At 73.1% G+C, this 14,484-nt stretch carries 10 protein-coding genes; 6 read left to right on the top strand and 4 right to left on the bottom strand.

Going from position 1 to position 14,484, the window contains the following annotated elements; translation table 11 throughout:
• Positions 1-3 precede the first annotated feature (3 nt).
• Together JQC91_RS11260 and JQC91_RS11255 are read right to left on the bottom strand one after the other, a co-directional pair.
• Entirely contained in the window at positions 4-1,539 is a 1,536-nt protein-coding gene (locus JQC91_RS11260) for a DNA polymerase Y family protein (RefSeq protein WP_238941477.1), read from the bottom strand.
• The gene (locus tag JQC91_RS11255) at positions 1,442-2,113 is read right to left on the bottom strand and encodes a hypothetical protein (RefSeq protein ID WP_238941476.1); all 672 of its coding nucleotides are present in this window, start codon (positions 2,111-2,113) and stop codon (positions 1,442-1,444) included. Before JQC91_RS11255 ends, JQC91_RS11260 begins: the two co-directional genes overlap by 98 nt.
• A gap of 267 nt (positions 2,114-2,380) precedes the next feature.
• Here JQC91_RS11255 and JQC91_RS11250 point away from each other — a divergent pair, with 267 nt between their 5' ends.
• On the top strand, positions 2,381-5,884 hold the full coding sequence (locus JQC91_RS11250) for an error-prone DNA polymerase (RefSeq protein WP_203286909.1): 3,504 nt from the start codon (positions 2,381-2,383) through the stop codon (positions 5,882-5,884).
• 244 nt (positions 5,885-6,128) lie between these two features.
• On the opposite strand, the gene JQC91_RS11245 is transcribed toward JQC91_RS11250, so the two are convergent.
• A complete protein-coding gene (locus JQC91_RS11245; protein ID WP_203286908.1) occupies positions 6,129-7,295 on the bottom strand; it encodes a cytochrome P450 in 1,167 nt (388 codons plus the stop codon).
• Positions 7,296-7,368: 73 nt separating this feature from the next.
• On the opposite strand from JQC91_RS11245, the gene JQC91_RS11240 reads away from it, so the two are divergent.
• The 5 genes from JQC91_RS11240 (at position 7,369) to JQC91_RS11220 (ending at position 13,679) form a co-directional block, all read left to right on the top strand.
• Entirely contained in the window at positions 7,369-9,009 is a 1,641-nt protein-coding gene (locus JQC91_RS11240) for an ATP-binding protein (protein ID WP_203286907.1), read from the top strand.
• Positions 9,006-10,217: a response regulator gene (locus JQC91_RS11235; RefSeq protein ID WP_203286906.1), complete on the top strand. Its 1,212-nt coding sequence runs from the start codon at positions 9,006-9,008 to the stop codon at positions 10,215-10,217. The genes JQC91_RS11240 and JQC91_RS11235 overlap by 4 nt, the downstream gene beginning before the upstream one ends.
• A 193-nt stretch (positions 10,218-10,410) precedes the next feature.
• Positions 10,411-11,415, top strand: a complete 1,005-nt coding sequence (locus JQC91_RS11230; protein WP_203286905.1) for a DctP family TRAP transporter solute-binding subunit — start codon at positions 10,411-10,413, stop codon at positions 11,413-11,415.
• A gap of 56 nt (positions 11,416-11,471) precedes the next feature.
• Positions 11,472-12,245: a TRAP transporter small permease gene (locus JQC91_RS11225; RefSeq protein WP_203286904.1), complete on the top strand. Its 774-nt coding sequence runs from the start codon at positions 11,472-11,474 to the stop codon at positions 12,243-12,245.
• 3 nt (positions 12,246-12,248) lie between these two features.
• Positions 12,249-13,679, top strand: a complete 1,431-nt coding sequence (locus tag JQC91_RS11220; RefSeq protein ID WP_203286903.1) for a TRAP transporter large permease — start codon at positions 12,249-12,251, stop codon at positions 13,677-13,679.
• A 49-nt stretch (positions 13,680-13,728) separates the two neighbouring features.
• Here the strand turns inward: JQC91_RS11220 and tpiA are convergent, their stop codons facing one another.
• A complete protein-coding gene (tpiA, locus tag JQC91_RS11215) occupies positions 13,729-14,484 on the bottom strand; it encodes a triose-phosphate isomerase (protein WP_203286902.1) in 756 nt (251 codons plus the stop codon).

The following is a 14,484-nucleotide window of genomic DNA, read 5'->3' as shown; positions in this document are numbered from 1 at the left end:
GGATCACCCGCTGATCCCCTGCAGCCACCAGCGGGGCGGGGCGTCCCGCCACGTCCCGTCCTCGTCCCGCAGGCCACGTTTGTCGCCGTGCAGCCCCTCGCGGTAGATCCAGAACCGCCGCCCCCGCGCGTCCTCCACCCGCCAGTAGTCGCGCACCCGCGTCCCCGCGCGGTCGGCCCACCATTCGGGCGCGATCCGCTCCGGCCCGGCGAAGCGCGCGACGTCCAGCGTCTGTCCGCGCCACCGGAACCGCATCGGCGCGCCGTCGGGCATGGCGTAGAGGACTCGCAGCTCCTCGGGCGTCTCGAGGAGGAGCGGGGGCCGGGGCGGCCGGTCGAGCGCCACCGCGGGGGCGTCCCCGAGGGCGGCGACGAGCGCCTGCGCCCGCTCGGGAACGTGGCTGTCGCGCGGCACGGGGCGGGTGACGTGGCGCAGCCGCGCGGCCAGCCGGTCGATCAACTGCGCCAGCGCCTCGGTCTGGTCGACCTCGCCGGCGAGGTCGGGCTGCGCCGCGTCCAGCCGCTCCGCCTCGGCCTCCAGCAGCAGGGCGTCGAAGCCCATATCGGGGTCAATCCCCTCCAGCCGCCCGTCGAACAGCCGCAGCATATGGTCCGGGTCGCGCGTGGGCCGCGCGGTGCGCTGGTCGACCCAGCGCGCCTCCCCGTCCACGCGGAACAGCGTCAGCCGCAGCCGCCGCGCCCCCTCGCCCCGCCGCGCCAGCCCCGCGCAGAGGGCGCGCGTCAGGTCCGGCAGATGGGGCGTCGGATCCTGCACCGGCTCGGACAGCCGGATCACCGCGCGGGCGGGGTCGGGGGCGTCGGCGGGGGCGACCGGCTCGGGCAGGCGTCCGAACAGGCGGTCGAGCTGGACCAGCGGCTCGGCCTCGCGTCCCTTGGCGAAGCGGCGCATCAGGGCCGAGCGCGGGATGTCGGCCAGCGCGCCCACGGTCTTCAGCCCCAGCCGCGACAGCGTCCGCGCGCCGTCGTCCGACAGGCGCAGCGCGGCGACGGGGAGGGGCGCGCAGGCGGCGGGGTCGTGGCACACCGCCCGGACGGGGCCGAAGCGCGACAGCGCCCATGCCGCGCCCCGCGTGGGCGCCACCGCGAGGCGTGCCGACAGGCCCGCGTTGGCCAGCCGCCCCTCTATGTCGGCCAGCATCGCCGCCTCGCCGCCGAACAGGTGGTCCGCGCCGGTCGTGTCCAGCACCAGCCCGTCGCCGTCCACGGCGGCGTGTGGTCCCCAGCGCCGGGCCCAGAGCGCGAGCCGGTCGAGAAGGGCCGCGTCCCCGGACGGGTCGCCCCACGCCACGATCAGATGGGGCGCGGCCGCCCGCGCCTCGACGACCCGTTGTCCGACCCGGGCGCCCGAGGTCTCGGCCCCCCGCGCGGTCGCGTGGATCACCGGTCCGTGCGGCCCGTCCACGGCCAGCACGACGGGCGCGTCATCCGGTGGCGCGTCGAGGTCGCGCTCCTGCATCCGCCACCACCGCTCGATCGCCAGCCGGGGGAGCCAGATCGAGACGATCCGCCGCCCGGTCATGGGTGGCCTCCCAGACGCCCGGCGGGCCGAGGCGCGAGCGGAACAGCGTCGCGCGCCAGCGTGGATCGCCCGGCGCGTCCACGTCCCACGGATCGGGATTCGACGGCAGGGACGCGACGCGCCAGCGCTGCCGGGCCGCCGACAGGTCCGGTTCCGCGCCCCGGCGCAGCAGCCAGCAGGGCAGGGCGGCCGCCTCGGCCCGAAGCGCGAGCCGCTTGGTCGCGGTGAAGTCGAGCCGCTTGGGCGCGCCCCAGATCTCGCCGATCACCGCGCCCAAGGCGGAGCAGGCGAGCCCCGTCTCGATCGCCATCAGCGCATCGGCCGCGTTCGACGCGCGGACATGGATCACCCGGATCGGCAGCCCGAGCGCATAGGGCACCCCGCTCTCGCGGGCGGTGGCGTGGTCCTGCACCCACAGGACGGGCCTCGGCCCGCGCGGCAGCGCGGCCAGCACGAATCCGATCGGGCCGGGGTCGAGTGCGGAGTCCGGGAAGGCCTCCGAGAGCGTCGGGGGGCAGGGCGCCGGCAGAACGGGGCCGGCCCGTCCGGAGGGGTCCGGAAAGGGGATCGTCATGGTCATCCAACCGAGTCGTCCGTCTTGATGTTCCATGTTTGTTCTATGCAGGGGGGAGGGTGAGTCAAATGCTCTCTTGTGGACAAATGCGATGGCGGGGGACTCGGGTAGGATGAGCGTCGGGGCGGAAAGCACTGATATTTCTGCGGGTCTCCGCGCCCGCTGCTTGGCGGACCGCCGTCCCTCGCTCCGAATCGTGCCCCGTCCCCCCGCCGTCCCGGCACGAGCCCGACGCGTGGAGGCCCGCGAATCCCCGCGGGGCCGCCCATGCCGCTGAACGACGGACCCGAGAAGCGCACCCTCGCGCCGGGGCAGGGCTTCCGGCGCAACCCGCCGTCCCCTTACGTCGAGTTCGGCACATCCTCCGCCTTCTCCTTCCTGCGCGCCGCCTCGGAGCCCCTCGACCTCGTCGTGCAGGCGAGCGCGCTGGGCTACGACCGGATCGGCATCGCCGACCGCAACACGCTCGCGGGCGTGGTCCGCATGTGGTCCGAGGGGCGCACGGCGGAGGTCGACGCGCTGATCGGCTGCCGCCTCGTCCTGACGGACGGGACGGAGATGCTGGCCTACCCGCAGGACCGCGCGGCCTACGGGCGGCTCTCGGCGCTGCTGTCGAAGGGCAAGATGACCACGCCCGAGGGTGAGTGGCAGGGAAAGGACGTCACGCAGGTCACCCGTGCCATGCTCCGCGACCATGCGGAGGGGCTGCACCTGATCGCGCTGCCGCCCGCCGACCTCGATACGCTCGAGCCGATGCTCGACGGCCTGCCGTTCACCCATCTCGCCGCCACGCTGCGCTACCGGGGCGACGACCGGGCGCGGATCAACCGGCTGGACCACGTGGCGCGGACGCGGGGCCTGACGCTGATCGCGACGAATGACGTGCTCTACCACGCGCCGGAGCGGCGTCCGCTGCAGGACGTGATGACCTGCATCCGCGAGGGCGTGACGGTGCAGTCCGCCGGCTCGCTCCTGGAGCCCAACGGCGAGCGTCACCTCAAGCGCCCGGAGGAGATGGTCCGCCTCTTCGCCGAATGGCCCCATGCGGTGGCGGCCACGCGCGACCTCGCCGACCGCATCGCCTTCCGCCTGACGGACCTGAGATACGAATACCTCGCCGAGGTCGTGCCCGAGGGCCGCACCCCGCAGGAGCATCTGGAAGCCCTGACGTGGGAAGGGGCGGCGTGGCGCTACCCGCAGGGCGTGCCCAAGCACGTCACCAAGACGATCTACAAGGAGTTCGGCCTGATCCGCACCAAGGGGATCGCCGCCTACTTCCTGACGATCCACGACATCGTCCGCTGGGCGCGCGAGCAGGTCTCGCCGCCGATCCTGTGCCAAGGGCGCGGCTCGGCGGCCAACTCGGCGGTGTGCTTCTGTCTCGGGATCACCAGCGTCGATCCTGACGAGCACGACGTCCTCTTCGAGCGGTTCCTGTCCGAGGAGCGCGACGAGCCGCCCGACATCGACATCGACTTCGAACACGAGCGCCGCGAGGAGGTGATCCAGCACATCTACGGCAAGTACGGGCGCCACCGCGCCGGGCTGGTGGCCACCGTGATCCACTATCGCCCCCGCTCGGCCATCCGCGAGGTGGGCAAGGCCATGGGCCTCACAGAGGACGTGACCTCCAAGCTGGCCTCGACCGTCTGGGGCCACTTCGAGAGCGGCGTCGGCGACGACCGCGTCCGGGAGGCGGGGCTGGACCTGTCGGACCCGCATCTGCGCCGGGTCCTGACCTTGGCGCGCGAGATGATCGGGATGCCCCGCCACCTCAGCCAGCACGTGGGCGGCTTCGTCCTGACGGACACGCCCCTGACCGAGACGGTCCCCATCGGCAACGGGGCCATGCCCGACCGCTCCTTCATCGAATGGGACAAGGACGACGTCGAGGCGCTCGGCATCTACAAGCTCGACGTGCTGGCGCTGGGGATGCTGTCCTGCGTCCAGAAGAGCTTCGAGATGATCGAGCGCCACCACGGGACCGCCTACGACCTCGCCACCGTCCCGACCGAGGACCCGGCGACCTACGACATGCTCTGCCGGGGCGAGTCGCTCGGCGTGTTCCAAGTCGAGAGCCGGGCGCAGATGGCGATGCTGCCCAAGCTCAGGCCCCGCACCTTCTACGACCTCGTGGTCGAGGTGGCGATCGTGCGCCCCGGCCCGATCCAAGGCGACATGGTCCACCCCTACCTGAAGAACCGCCAGTTGCGGCAGGCGGACCCGGACGCGGTGATCGACTACCCGCGCCCCGGCCCCGAGCACGACCCGAAGGAGCTGGAGAAGATCCTCGGGCGCACGCTGGGCGTGCCGATCTTCCAAGAGCAGGCGATGAAGATCGCCATGGTCGCCGCCGAGTTCTCGGGGCCGGAGGCCAACGCCCTGCGCAAGGCGATGGCGACCTTCCGTTCCCGGGGGCTGGTCTCGGACCACAAGGCCCGCATGGTCGAGCGGATGGTCGCGCGCGGCTACGACCCGGAGTTCGCCGCGCGCTGCTTCTCCCAGATCGAGGGGTTCGGGGAGTACGGCTTCCCCGAGAGCCACGCGGCCAGCTTCGCCAAGCTGGTCTACGTGTCCTCATGGCTGAAGTGGCACCACCCGGCGGTCTTCGCCTGCGCGCTGCTCAACTCCCAGCCGATGGGCTTTTACGCCCCCGCGCAGATCGTGCGCGACGCGCGGGAGAACGGGGTCGCGGTGCACGGCCCGGACGTGGCGGTGTCGGGCTGGGACAACGCGCTGGAGCGGGGCCCCATTTCCTCCGAGGGAAATGGGCAGATCCCTCCGAAGGGATTTGCGGCCCGCCCGGCGGAGGCCTTCGCCCCCCGCGCCGACGCGGGGCTCGCGCTGCGGATGGGCCTGCGCCAGATCGACGGGTTCCGCGAGGGAGCGGCGCGGCGGATCGAGGCGGCCCGCGCCGATCGGCCCTTCGCGGACGTGGCCGACCTGCGGCGGCGGGCGCGGCTGGACCGGCGGGACATGCGGCTCTTGGCCGAGGCCGACGCGCTGGGCGCGCTGTCGGGCGGACGGCGGCAGGGGATGTGGGACGTGATGGGCCATCAGGGCGGCGCGGCGGCGCCCGCCTTCGACGCCGCCGGGGCGGACGCGGCGGGGCCGGACGCCCCCGTCGCGCTGCCCGCCATGCCCGCCCCCGAGGAGGTGGTCGCCGACTACCAGACCACGCGCCTGTCCCTGCGCGCGCACCCCATGGCCTTCTTCCGCAAGTCCTTGGCCGCGCAGGGCTACACCCCCGCCGAGGCGCTGTGGGACGCGTCCAAGGGCGGGGGCCACGGGGCCCGCGTCCGGGTCGCGGGACTGGTCCTCGTGCGGCAGAAGCCGGGCTCGGCCAAGGGCGTCTGCTTCATCACGCTGGAGGACGAGACGGGGGTCATCAACCTCGTGGTCTGGAAGGACGCCTTCGCCCGGTTCCGCGGCCCGATCATGGCGTCGCGCCTGATGTCGGTGCGGGGGCGGGTGCAGACCGACGGGCGGGTGATCCACGTCGTCGTGGACCATCTGGAGAACCGCTCGGACGCCTTGGAGCGGCTGTCGGAGGCGGACCTGCCGGCGATCACAACGCGCGGCGACCATCCCACCAACCCGATCCCGCATCAGGTGGACCACCTGCCGACGGCCGCCCCGCGCGGCCCGAAGCCCGCGCGGGGCACGGGGCAGGCGGGGGTCCCGCCGCCGCGCGACGTGCATCCGCTGGACAACGCGCGCCGCCATCCGCGCGACGTGCGGGTGATCCCCAAGAGTCGGGACTTCCACTAGCGCGACCCCGAGCGCGCTCCAGTCGATGCGGCACGGAGCAGCGTCCGCAGCGGGGCGCCCCCCGCCCACCCCCCATGCACCCTCCGTACATATGCGCGTCGGATGGGCGGTTTCGCTCGCGTCGGCTGGTCCGCACCGCATCGCCATCTCGAATCGAAGGGCGACATCCGGCGATCCGCCCTCTCCCTCATCTTGGCGGAAATACCTCGGCGGTCCGGGGGCGGTGCCCCCGGCGGGGCGACCGTCAGGCCGCCACGACCAGGCGCTCCAGACCGTGGAAGTGGTAGATCGGGGCGTAGCGCGGCTCCTCGGCCACGCGCAGGCCGGGGCAGCGGGCCGCGAGCACGCGCAAGCCCTCCAATAGCTCCAGCCGCGCGAGCGGCGCGCCGAGGCAGAAGTGCAGCCCCGCCCCGAAGCTGGTGGAGGTCGCGGCATCGGGGAACCGGGCGGGGTCGAACCGGGCGGGATCGGCGTAGGCCGCCGGGTCGCGGTTCGCGGCACCCAGCAGCAGGCCCACTTGGTCGCCCCGCGCGAGGCGGTGGCCGAACAACTCCACCTCCTCGGTCGCGTAGCGGGTGAAGAGGTGCAGCGGCGGGTCGTGGCGGAGCACCTCCTCCACCAGCGCGGGCGTGATCTCCGCGCCCCAGAGGCCGGCGGCGCAGAGCCCCGCGACCCCGTTGCCGAGCGTGTGGACCGTCGCCTCGTGGCCCGCGTTGAGTAGCAGGATGCAGGTCGCGACCACCTCCGGGCGCGACAGGGTGCCCTCGGCCTCGACGGCGAGGAGCGCCGAGATCAGGTCGTCGCGCGGGGCGGTCGCCCGCGTCCGCAGGACGTCCCCGAGATAGGCCGAGAACTCCGACGCCGCGCGCGCGGCCGCCTCCTCCATCGCGCGGGTCCGGCCCGCTTGGTACATGCCGACCATCGCGTTGGACCACGACAGCAGCGACGGCGCGTCTGCCTCGGGCACGCCGAGGAGGCGGGCGATGACCCGGACGGGCAGGGGCCGCGCGAAGGCGTCGAGCAGGTCGAACGGCCCTGCGGGGAACGCCGCGACCAGCTCCTCGGCCAAGGCCGCGATCTCCGGCCCCAGCGCCGCTACCCGCCGCGAGGTGAAGGCGCGCAGCACCTGCGCCCGCAGGCGGGTGTGGCGTGGCGGCTCCAGCTCGAGCATGGAATGGTCCTCGACGGCCCAGAACCCCGCTTGATGCGCGGGCCGCGCCGGGGGGGACGGATCCTCGCGCCCCAGCCGCCGGTCGCGCAGCAGCGCCGAGACCTCGGCATGGCCCGCCGCGACGGGCATCGCGTAGGCATCCCACCACGCCAAGGGGCCGCTCGCGCGCAGGCGGTCGTAGAACGGGTAGGGGTCGGCGACGAAGGCGGGGTCGGTCGGGTCCTGGTCGAAGCGCTCCATGCCGGTCCCGTCGCCGCCTGAGACCTTGCGGTCAAGGTTGCGGTCGGGCGCCCGCGCCCCGCATACCTTGCTCATGCGCCGCGCCGCCCTCATCCTCGCGTACCTCGCCACGGTCGCCGCCGTGGCGTGGGGCGTGCACCGCTCGGAGCTGCGCGACGCGCTCGACGCCGCCGCCGCCGGCGGGCGCGCGGACCTCGACCTCGCGGTCGAGCGGCTCGTGCTGGAACTGCAGCGCTCTCGCGACGTGGCCGTCCTGCTCGCCGACGCGGCGCGCGTCCGCGACCGGCTCGACGGCGGACCGGCCGTTCCCGCGCAGGCCCTGCTGCGCCGCACGGCCGATCGGACCCGCTCCGCCGACATCCTCCTCGTGGACACCGACGGCGCGATCCGCGCCTCCGCCACGGGGCGCGCGGGCTCCATCGCGGGCGCGCCGTGGTTCGCCCGCGCCATGCAGGGCGCGCTGGGCGGCGGCCCCGACGTGGGGCGCGCCTACACCCACGGGGCGCCTGTCTTCGGCCCGGACGGGCGCGTGGCGGGGGCCATCGTCGTGGTGCGCGACCTCGGGCGGATCGAGGCGGACTGGCGGGCCGAGCCCCACGCCTTCACCTTCGCCACCCCCTACGGGCGCGTCGTCGCCTCCAGCCGCACGGAACTCCTGAACGGCCCGCCCGCGCAGGTCCTGACGCCGGAACTCGGCCACGACCTGCGCCGCATCGAGGGGGGGCGCTACGTCCCGCGCGACGCGCTGCACGTGGCCCGCGACGTGCCGGTGCTGGGCCTCGTGGCGGACCTCTACGCCGACGCCGCCCCCGCCCGCGCGCTGGCCTTCGCCCGCGCCGGCATAGTCGCCGCCGCGCTGCTCGTGCTGGGCGCGGCGCTGCTGTTCCTCTGGGAGCGGCGCCGGACGCTGGCCCGCGCCAACGCCACCTTGGAGGCCCGCGTCGCGGCCCGGACCGAGGCGCTCACCGCCGAGATCCAAGAGCGGCGCGAGGCCGAGGCCGCGCTCACCCGGACGCAGGCGGACCTCGTGCAGGCGACCAAGCTGGGCGCGCTGGGCCGGATGTCGGCGGGTATCTCCCACGAGCTGAACCAGCCCCTCATGGCGATCCGGTCCTTCGCCCGGAACGGGGCGACCTTCCTCGAGCGCGGGCGCACGGAGGCGGCGGCCGACAACCTCGCCAAGATCGACGACCTCGCCCGCCGCGCGGGGCGCATCATCGCGAACCTGCGCGCCTTCGCCCGCGCCGATCCGCATCCCGCCGCGCCCACGGACCTGCGCGCGGTGCTCGACGACGCGCTCGACGTCACCGCCCCGCGCCGCGCGGGGCTGGAGACGGTGGTGATCGCCCCCGACGCGCCGGTGATGGCGATGGGGGGCGAGGTGCGGCTGGGGCAGGTGCTGGCCAACCTGATCGGCAACGCGGCGGACGCGATGGGGGGGCAGGGGACGCTGACCCTCGCCCTTGAGGCGGACCCGCCCACGCTGACGGTCGCCGACACCGGCCCCGGCCTCGCCGAGCCCGACCGCGTGTTCGACCCGTTCTACACCACGAAGGAGGTGGGCGCGGGGCTCGGCCTCGGCCTGTCGCTCTCCTACGGGATCGTCGAGGGCTTCGGCGGCACGCTCGCCGCGCGCAACGGGACGCATGGCGCGGTGTTCGAGATGACCCTCCGCCCGGTCGTCGCGGCGACCGGCGGGCTGGCGGCCGAATGACGCCGGACGTGCTCCTCGTCGAGGACGACGCCAGCGTCCGCGAGGCCTTGGCCCAGACGCTCGACCTCGCGGACCTCGCCGTGCTCGCCGCCTCCAGCTTCGTCGCCGCCAAGGACCGCATCGTGCGCGACTTCCCCGGCGTGATCCTGTCGGACGTGCGGATGCCGGGCCGGGACGGGTTCCACCTCCTGTCGCACGCGCGGGGCGTCGACCCCGACCTGCCCGTGATCCTCCTGACGGGCGAGGGGGACGTGCCCTCGGCCGTGCGCGGCCTGTCGGAGGGGGCCTTCGCCTTCATGGAGAAGCCCGCCGACCCCGACGCCCTCGTCGAGACGGTGCGCCGCGCGCTGGGCGTCCGCCGCTCCGCCTTGGCGCAGCGGGCCGCCCAGAGGTCGCTGGAAGGCGGCGACGCGGCGGCGCGCATCCTGTTCGGCATCTCGCCGCAGGCCGCCGCCCTGCGCGACCGCGCGCGGGCGGTGGCGCGGGGCGCGGGACCCGTCCTGATCCACGGCGAGCCGGGGACCGGCACCCCGAAGGTGGCGGAGGTGATCCACCTGCTGTCGCCCCGCGCGGGCGGCCCCTTCGTCAAGCGGGCCGCGCCCGGCCTCGACGCCGCGCGCCTGTCGGACGCCTTGGCCACGGCCGAGGGGGGCTCGCTCTACCTCGACCGGATCGAGGCGCTGCCCCGCGACGCGCAGTTCCTGCTGGCCGACCTCGACGAGCCGCGCCTCCTCGCCGCCACCAACGAGGCGCCGGACGCGCTGCTCGGTCCTCTGGAGGCGGAGCTGTTCTACCGGCTGGAGGGCCTGCGCGTCCGCATCCCCTCGCTCCGGGAGCGGCCCGAGGACATACCGGTCCTGTTCTCGCGCTACCTCGCCCAGTCCTGCGAGCAGGCGGACCTCGCCGTGCCGGAGGTGCCGCCCGACATGCGGGCCCGCCTGATGGCGCGCGACTGGCCGGGCAACGCGCGGGCCCTGATGAACCACGCGATGCGCTTCGCGATGGGCATGGAGGAGGAGGCCGCGCCGTCGAGCGGCGGCCTCGCCGAGCGGATGCGGGCCGTGGAGCGCTCGATCCTCGTGGAGGCGCTGACCCGGCATGGCGGCCACGCGACGGAGGCGGCGCGCGACTTGGACCTGCCGCGGAAGACCTTCTACGACAAGCTCGCGCGCCACGGGCTGCGGGCGGAGGACTACCGGGGCGTGTGAGTGTGCGGGATTCCGCACAACCGCCCCGTCCGGGCGTGCGGGAAGTGGGACGGCGCACCGAAGCCACGTGAAGGTCGCTGCCCAAGGTATTGTAAACACGTGTTCCACCTTTCGTCCTTGTGGCGGGCGTGGCAGCCGTTAGCCAACGTTCACCGGCGCGCGGGGAGGACCGTGCGCCAATGGGAGGAATAGAATGAAGACGTTCACCACCGCCGCAGTCGCGGCGATCATCGCCGTGACCGGCACCACCGCCGCCTTCGCCGAATGCTCCGACGGCGAGATCGTCGTGAAGTTCAGCCACGTCACCAACTCCGACCGCCACCCCAAGGGCCTCGCCGCGTCGCTCCTCGCCGAGCGCGTGAACAGCGAGATGGACGGCACCATGTGCATGGAGGTCTTCCCGCAGTCGTCGCTCTACAACGACGACCAGGTGCTGGAGGCGATGCTGCAGGGCGACGTCCAGCTGGCCGCGCCCTCGCTGTCGAAGTTCGAGAACTTCACCAAGGCGTTCCAGGTCTTCGACCTGCCCTTCATGTTCGACGACATCGCCGCGGTGGACCGCTTCCAGAACTCCGAGGACGGGGCCGCGCTGCTCGACTCCATGCAGCGCCGCGGCCTGCAGGGCCTCGCGTTCTGGCACAACGGCATGAAGCAGATGTCCGCCAACGTGCCGCTCGAGGTGCCGACGGACGCCAACGGCCTCAAGTTCCGCGTGCAGGCCTCCGACGTGCTGATCGCGCAGATGGAGGCGATGGGCGCCTCTCCGCAGCCGATGGCCTTCTCGGAGGTCTACGGCGCGCTGCAGACCGGCGTCGTCGACGGGCAGGAGAACACGTGGTCCAACATCTGGGGCCAGAAGTTCTTCGAGGTGCAGGACGGCATCTCCGAGACCAACCACGGCATCATCGACTACCTCGTCGTGGCCTCGGTGGACTTCCTCGACAGCCTCGACCCCGAGGTGCGCGAGCAGTTCATGACGATCCTCGGCGAGGTCACCGAGACCCGGAACGCCGAATCCGAGGCCGTGAACCAGGAGGCGCGCCAGTCGATCCTCGACAACGGCGGCGTCATCCGCGAACTGACCGCCGAGCAGCGGCAGGCGTGGGTCGACGCGATGGCGCCCGTCTGGGAGCAGTTCGCCGGCGACATCGGGCAGGACGTGATCGACGCGGCCCAGTCCTACAACGCGACCAACTGATCGCGCCTGGCCCGCCCTCCGGGGCGGGCCTTCATCGTCTGGGGGGGAGGACGACCATGAGCGCCGCGACCCGCTGGGAGCCGAAGGGACGGCTCTCGCGCATCGTCAACGAGATCGAGGAGACGGCCATCGCGCTCTTCCTCGGCGGCATGGTCCTCGTGACCTTCGCCAACGTCGTGATGCGCTACGGCTTCAACTCCTCGCTCCTTTGGGGGCTCGAGGTCGTCCTGATCCTCTTCGCGTGGCTCGTGATCTTCGGCGTGGCCTACGGGTTCAAGATCACCGCGCATCTCGGCGTCGACGCGCTGACGAACGCGCTGCCCTCCCGCGCCGCGCGCGTCTGCGCGCTCGTGGCGGGCGCCGTCACGGTCGCCTACGGCCTGCTGCTGCTGAAGGGGGCTTGGGACTTCTGGGCACCGTTCGGCAACTTCGCCCCGTTCGAGGGCCGGGTGGTCCCGACCGGCTTCCGCGAGATGAAGCCGTGGCACTTCCAAGGCTACACGCCCACGGATCAGGTGCCCTTCCCCGAATTCCTGCGCGGCCCCCTCGAGGCATGGCTCCTCGTCCCTGAGGACGACCCGTTCGAGAAGCTGCCCCGGGCGCTGCCCTACGCGATGCTGCCCTTCGGCGTGGGCCTCATGCTGTTCCGCATCGGGCAGGCCGTCACCGCCATCGTCCGCGGCACCCGGTCGAGCCTCATCGTCTCCCACGAGGCGGAGGACGCCGTCGAGGAGGCCGCCACCGCCAACCGCGAGGCCGAGCGCGCCGAGACCGCCACCTCGCTGTTCGAGGGCGCCCCGCCGCCCCTGACCGACCGCACCCGGAGCTGACCCATGGACGTCGTCCTCCTGTTCACGATGATCATCGGCCTCCTGCTCCTCGGCGTCCCCATCGCCGTGGCGCTTGGCTTCTCGTCCATCGTCTTCCTGCTGGCGTTCTCGGACACGTCGCTCGCGAGCATCGCGCAGAGCTACTACCAGGCGATGGCGGGCCACTACACGCTGCTCGCGATCCCGTTCTTCATCCTCGCCTCGTCCTTCATGTCGACGGGCGGCGTGGCGCGGCGGATCATCCGCTTCTCCATCGCCTGCGTGGGCCACCTGCGGGGCGGGCTGGCCATCGCCGGCGTGTTCGCCTGCATGATGTTCGCCGCGCTGTCGGGTTCCAGCCCCGCCACCGTGGTCGCCATCGGCACCATCGTCATCGCGGCGATGAAGCAGGCGGGCTACACCAAGGACTTCGCGGCGGGCGTCATCTGCAACGCGGGGACGCTTGGCATCCTGATCCCCCCGTCGATCGTGATGGTCGTCTACGCGTCCGCCACGGACGTCTCGGTGGGGCGCATGTTCCTCGCCGGGGTGATCCCCGGCCTCCTCGCGGGCTTCTTCCTGATGGTGACGATCTGGGTGATCGCCACGATCAAGGACATGCCCAAGGGCGACTTCGCCGGCTGGGGCGAGATCTGGGCCGCGTTCCGCGAGGCGTTCTGGGGCCTCACCCTGATCGCCGTCATCATGGTCGGCATCTACGGCGTCCCCGGCGTCACCGGCGCGATCTTCACGCCCACCGAGGCCGCCGCCGTGGCCTCCGTCTACGCCTTCGTGGTGGCGATGTTCGTCTACCGCGACATCGGCCCGCTCGCGGCCCGGCCCGCCCAGTCGGTGGGCGCGGCGGTGGCCGGTCCGGTCGAGGGGACGCCGAAGTCCCTGCTGCAGGCCCCGTGGGCGCTGCTCACGGCCTTCGTCCACCGCGACACGAAGCACACGCTGCTGGAGGCGGGCAAGCTGACCATCATGCTGATGTTCATCATCGCCAACGCCCTGATCCTGAAGCACGTCCTCACCGACGAGCAGATCCCGCAGAACATCGCCGCGGCGATGCTGGGCGCGGGGCTGGGGCCGATCACCTTCCTGATCGTGGTGAACGTCATCCTGCTGATCGGCGGCCAGTTCATGGAGCCGAGCGGGCTGCTCGTCATCGTGGCCCCGCTCGTGTTCCCCATCGCCATCGAGCTCGGGATCGACCCGATCCATCTCGGCATCATCATGGTGGTGAACATGGAGATCGGGATGATCACCCCGCCCGTGGGCCTGAACCTCTTCGTCACCTCCGGCGTGGCGGGCATGTCGATGATGCGCGTGGTCAAGGCCGCGCTGCCCTTCCTCGCGGTGCTGTTCGTGTTCCTGATCCTCGTGACCTACGTGCCGGCGATCTCGCTCTGGCTCCCGACGCTGGTGATGGGGCCCGAGGTGATCGTGCGCTGAGCCGCGGCAGGCGCGCGGACGGGGCCGACCCCGTCCGCGCGCCGCCCGGTCAGGACGCGGCCAGCGCCTCCATGATCGGCACGAAGTCCGTCGCCTTCAGCGACGCGCCGCCCACCAGCGCGCCGTCCACGTTCGCCAGCGCGAAGAGGTCGGGGGCGTTCGAGGCCTTCACCGAGCCGCCGTAGAGCAGGGCGAACCCCGCGCCCGCGTCGCCGAAGATGTCGCCCAGCCGGGCGCGCAGGTCGTCGTGGACCTCCGCCACCTGCGCGGGCTCGGCCACGCGGCCCGTCCCGATGGCCCAGACCGGCTCGTACGCGATGACGAGGTTGTCTGGCGTCGCGCCCTCGGGCAGCGAGCCGACGAGCTGCTCGCCCAGAACCGCGAGGGTGTGGCCGGCATCGCGCTGCGCCAGCGTCTCGCCGATGCAGAGCACGGCCACGAGCCCCGCGCGCCACGTCGCGGCGACATGGTCGCGCACCATGTCGTCCGTCTCCTCGTGATCGGTCCGCCGCTCGGAATGGCCGCACAGCACGTAGCGCGCGCCCGCCTCGCCCAGCATTTCCGCCGAGAGGTCGCCGGTATGCGCGCCCGAGGCGGCGGCGTGACAGGCCTGCCCGCCGACCGACAGCGCCGTCCCTTCCACGGCGGCGGCCATCGGGCCGATCAGCGTCGCGGGCGGGCAGAGCAGGGCGTCGATGCCGTCCGGCACGGCGGCGGCCACGGCGCGCGCCTCGTCGAGCGCGGCCATCGAGCCGTTCATCTTCCAGTTTCCGGCGGCGAGCTTGCGCGGGGTCGTTCGGGTCAT

The organism is Jannaschia sp. Os4, assembly GCF_016820245.1.
Lineage (GTDB): Bacteria > Pseudomonadota > Alphaproteobacteria > Rhodobacterales > Rhodobacteraceae > Jannaschia.
Note: the sequence above shows the minus strand (reverse complement) of the source record. Positions and strands in the feature narration are given on the sequence as shown.

Bases quoted from the DNA above. Each gene is read 5' to 3' on its own strand.
- JQC91_RS11225 (WP_203286904.1), top strand. From the start codon at position 11,472: ATGAGCGCCGCGACCCGCTGGGAGCCGAAGGGACGGCTCTCGCGCATC.
- JQC91_RS11230 (WP_203286905.1), top strand. From the start codon at position 10,411: ATGAAGACGTTCACCACCGCCGCAGTCGCGGCGATCATCGCCGTGACC.
- JQC91_RS11250 (WP_203286909.1), top strand. From the start codon at position 2,381: ATGCCGCTGAACGACGGACCCGAGAAGCGCACCCTCGCGCCGGGGCAG.
- tpiA (WP_203286902.1), bottom strand. From the start codon at position 14,484: ATGACCCGAACGACCCCGCGCAAGCTCGCCGCCGGAAACTGGAAGATG.
- JQC91_RS11255 (WP_238941476.1), bottom strand. From the start codon at position 2,113: ATGACGATCCCCTTTCCGGACCCCTCCGGACGGGCCGGCCCCGTTCTG.
- JQC91_RS11260 (WP_238941477.1), bottom strand. From the start codon at position 1,539: ATGACCGGGCGGCGGATCGTCTCGATCTGGCTCCCCCGGCTGGCGATC.
- JQC91_RS11220 (WP_203286903.1), top strand. From the start codon at position 12,249: ATGGACGTCGTCCTCCTGTTCACGATGATCATCGGCCTCCTGCTCCTC.
- JQC91_RS11245 (WP_203286908.1), bottom strand. From the start codon at position 7,295: ATGGAGCGCTTCGACCAGGACCCGACCGACCCCGCCTTCGTCGCCGAC.
- JQC91_RS11240 (WP_203286907.1), top strand. From the start codon at position 7,369: ATGCGCCGCGCCGCCCTCATCCTCGCGTACCTCGCCACGGTCGCCGCC.
- JQC91_RS11235 (WP_203286906.1), top strand. From the start codon at position 9,006: ATGACGCCGGACGTGCTCCTCGTCGAGGACGACGCCAGCGTCCGCGAG.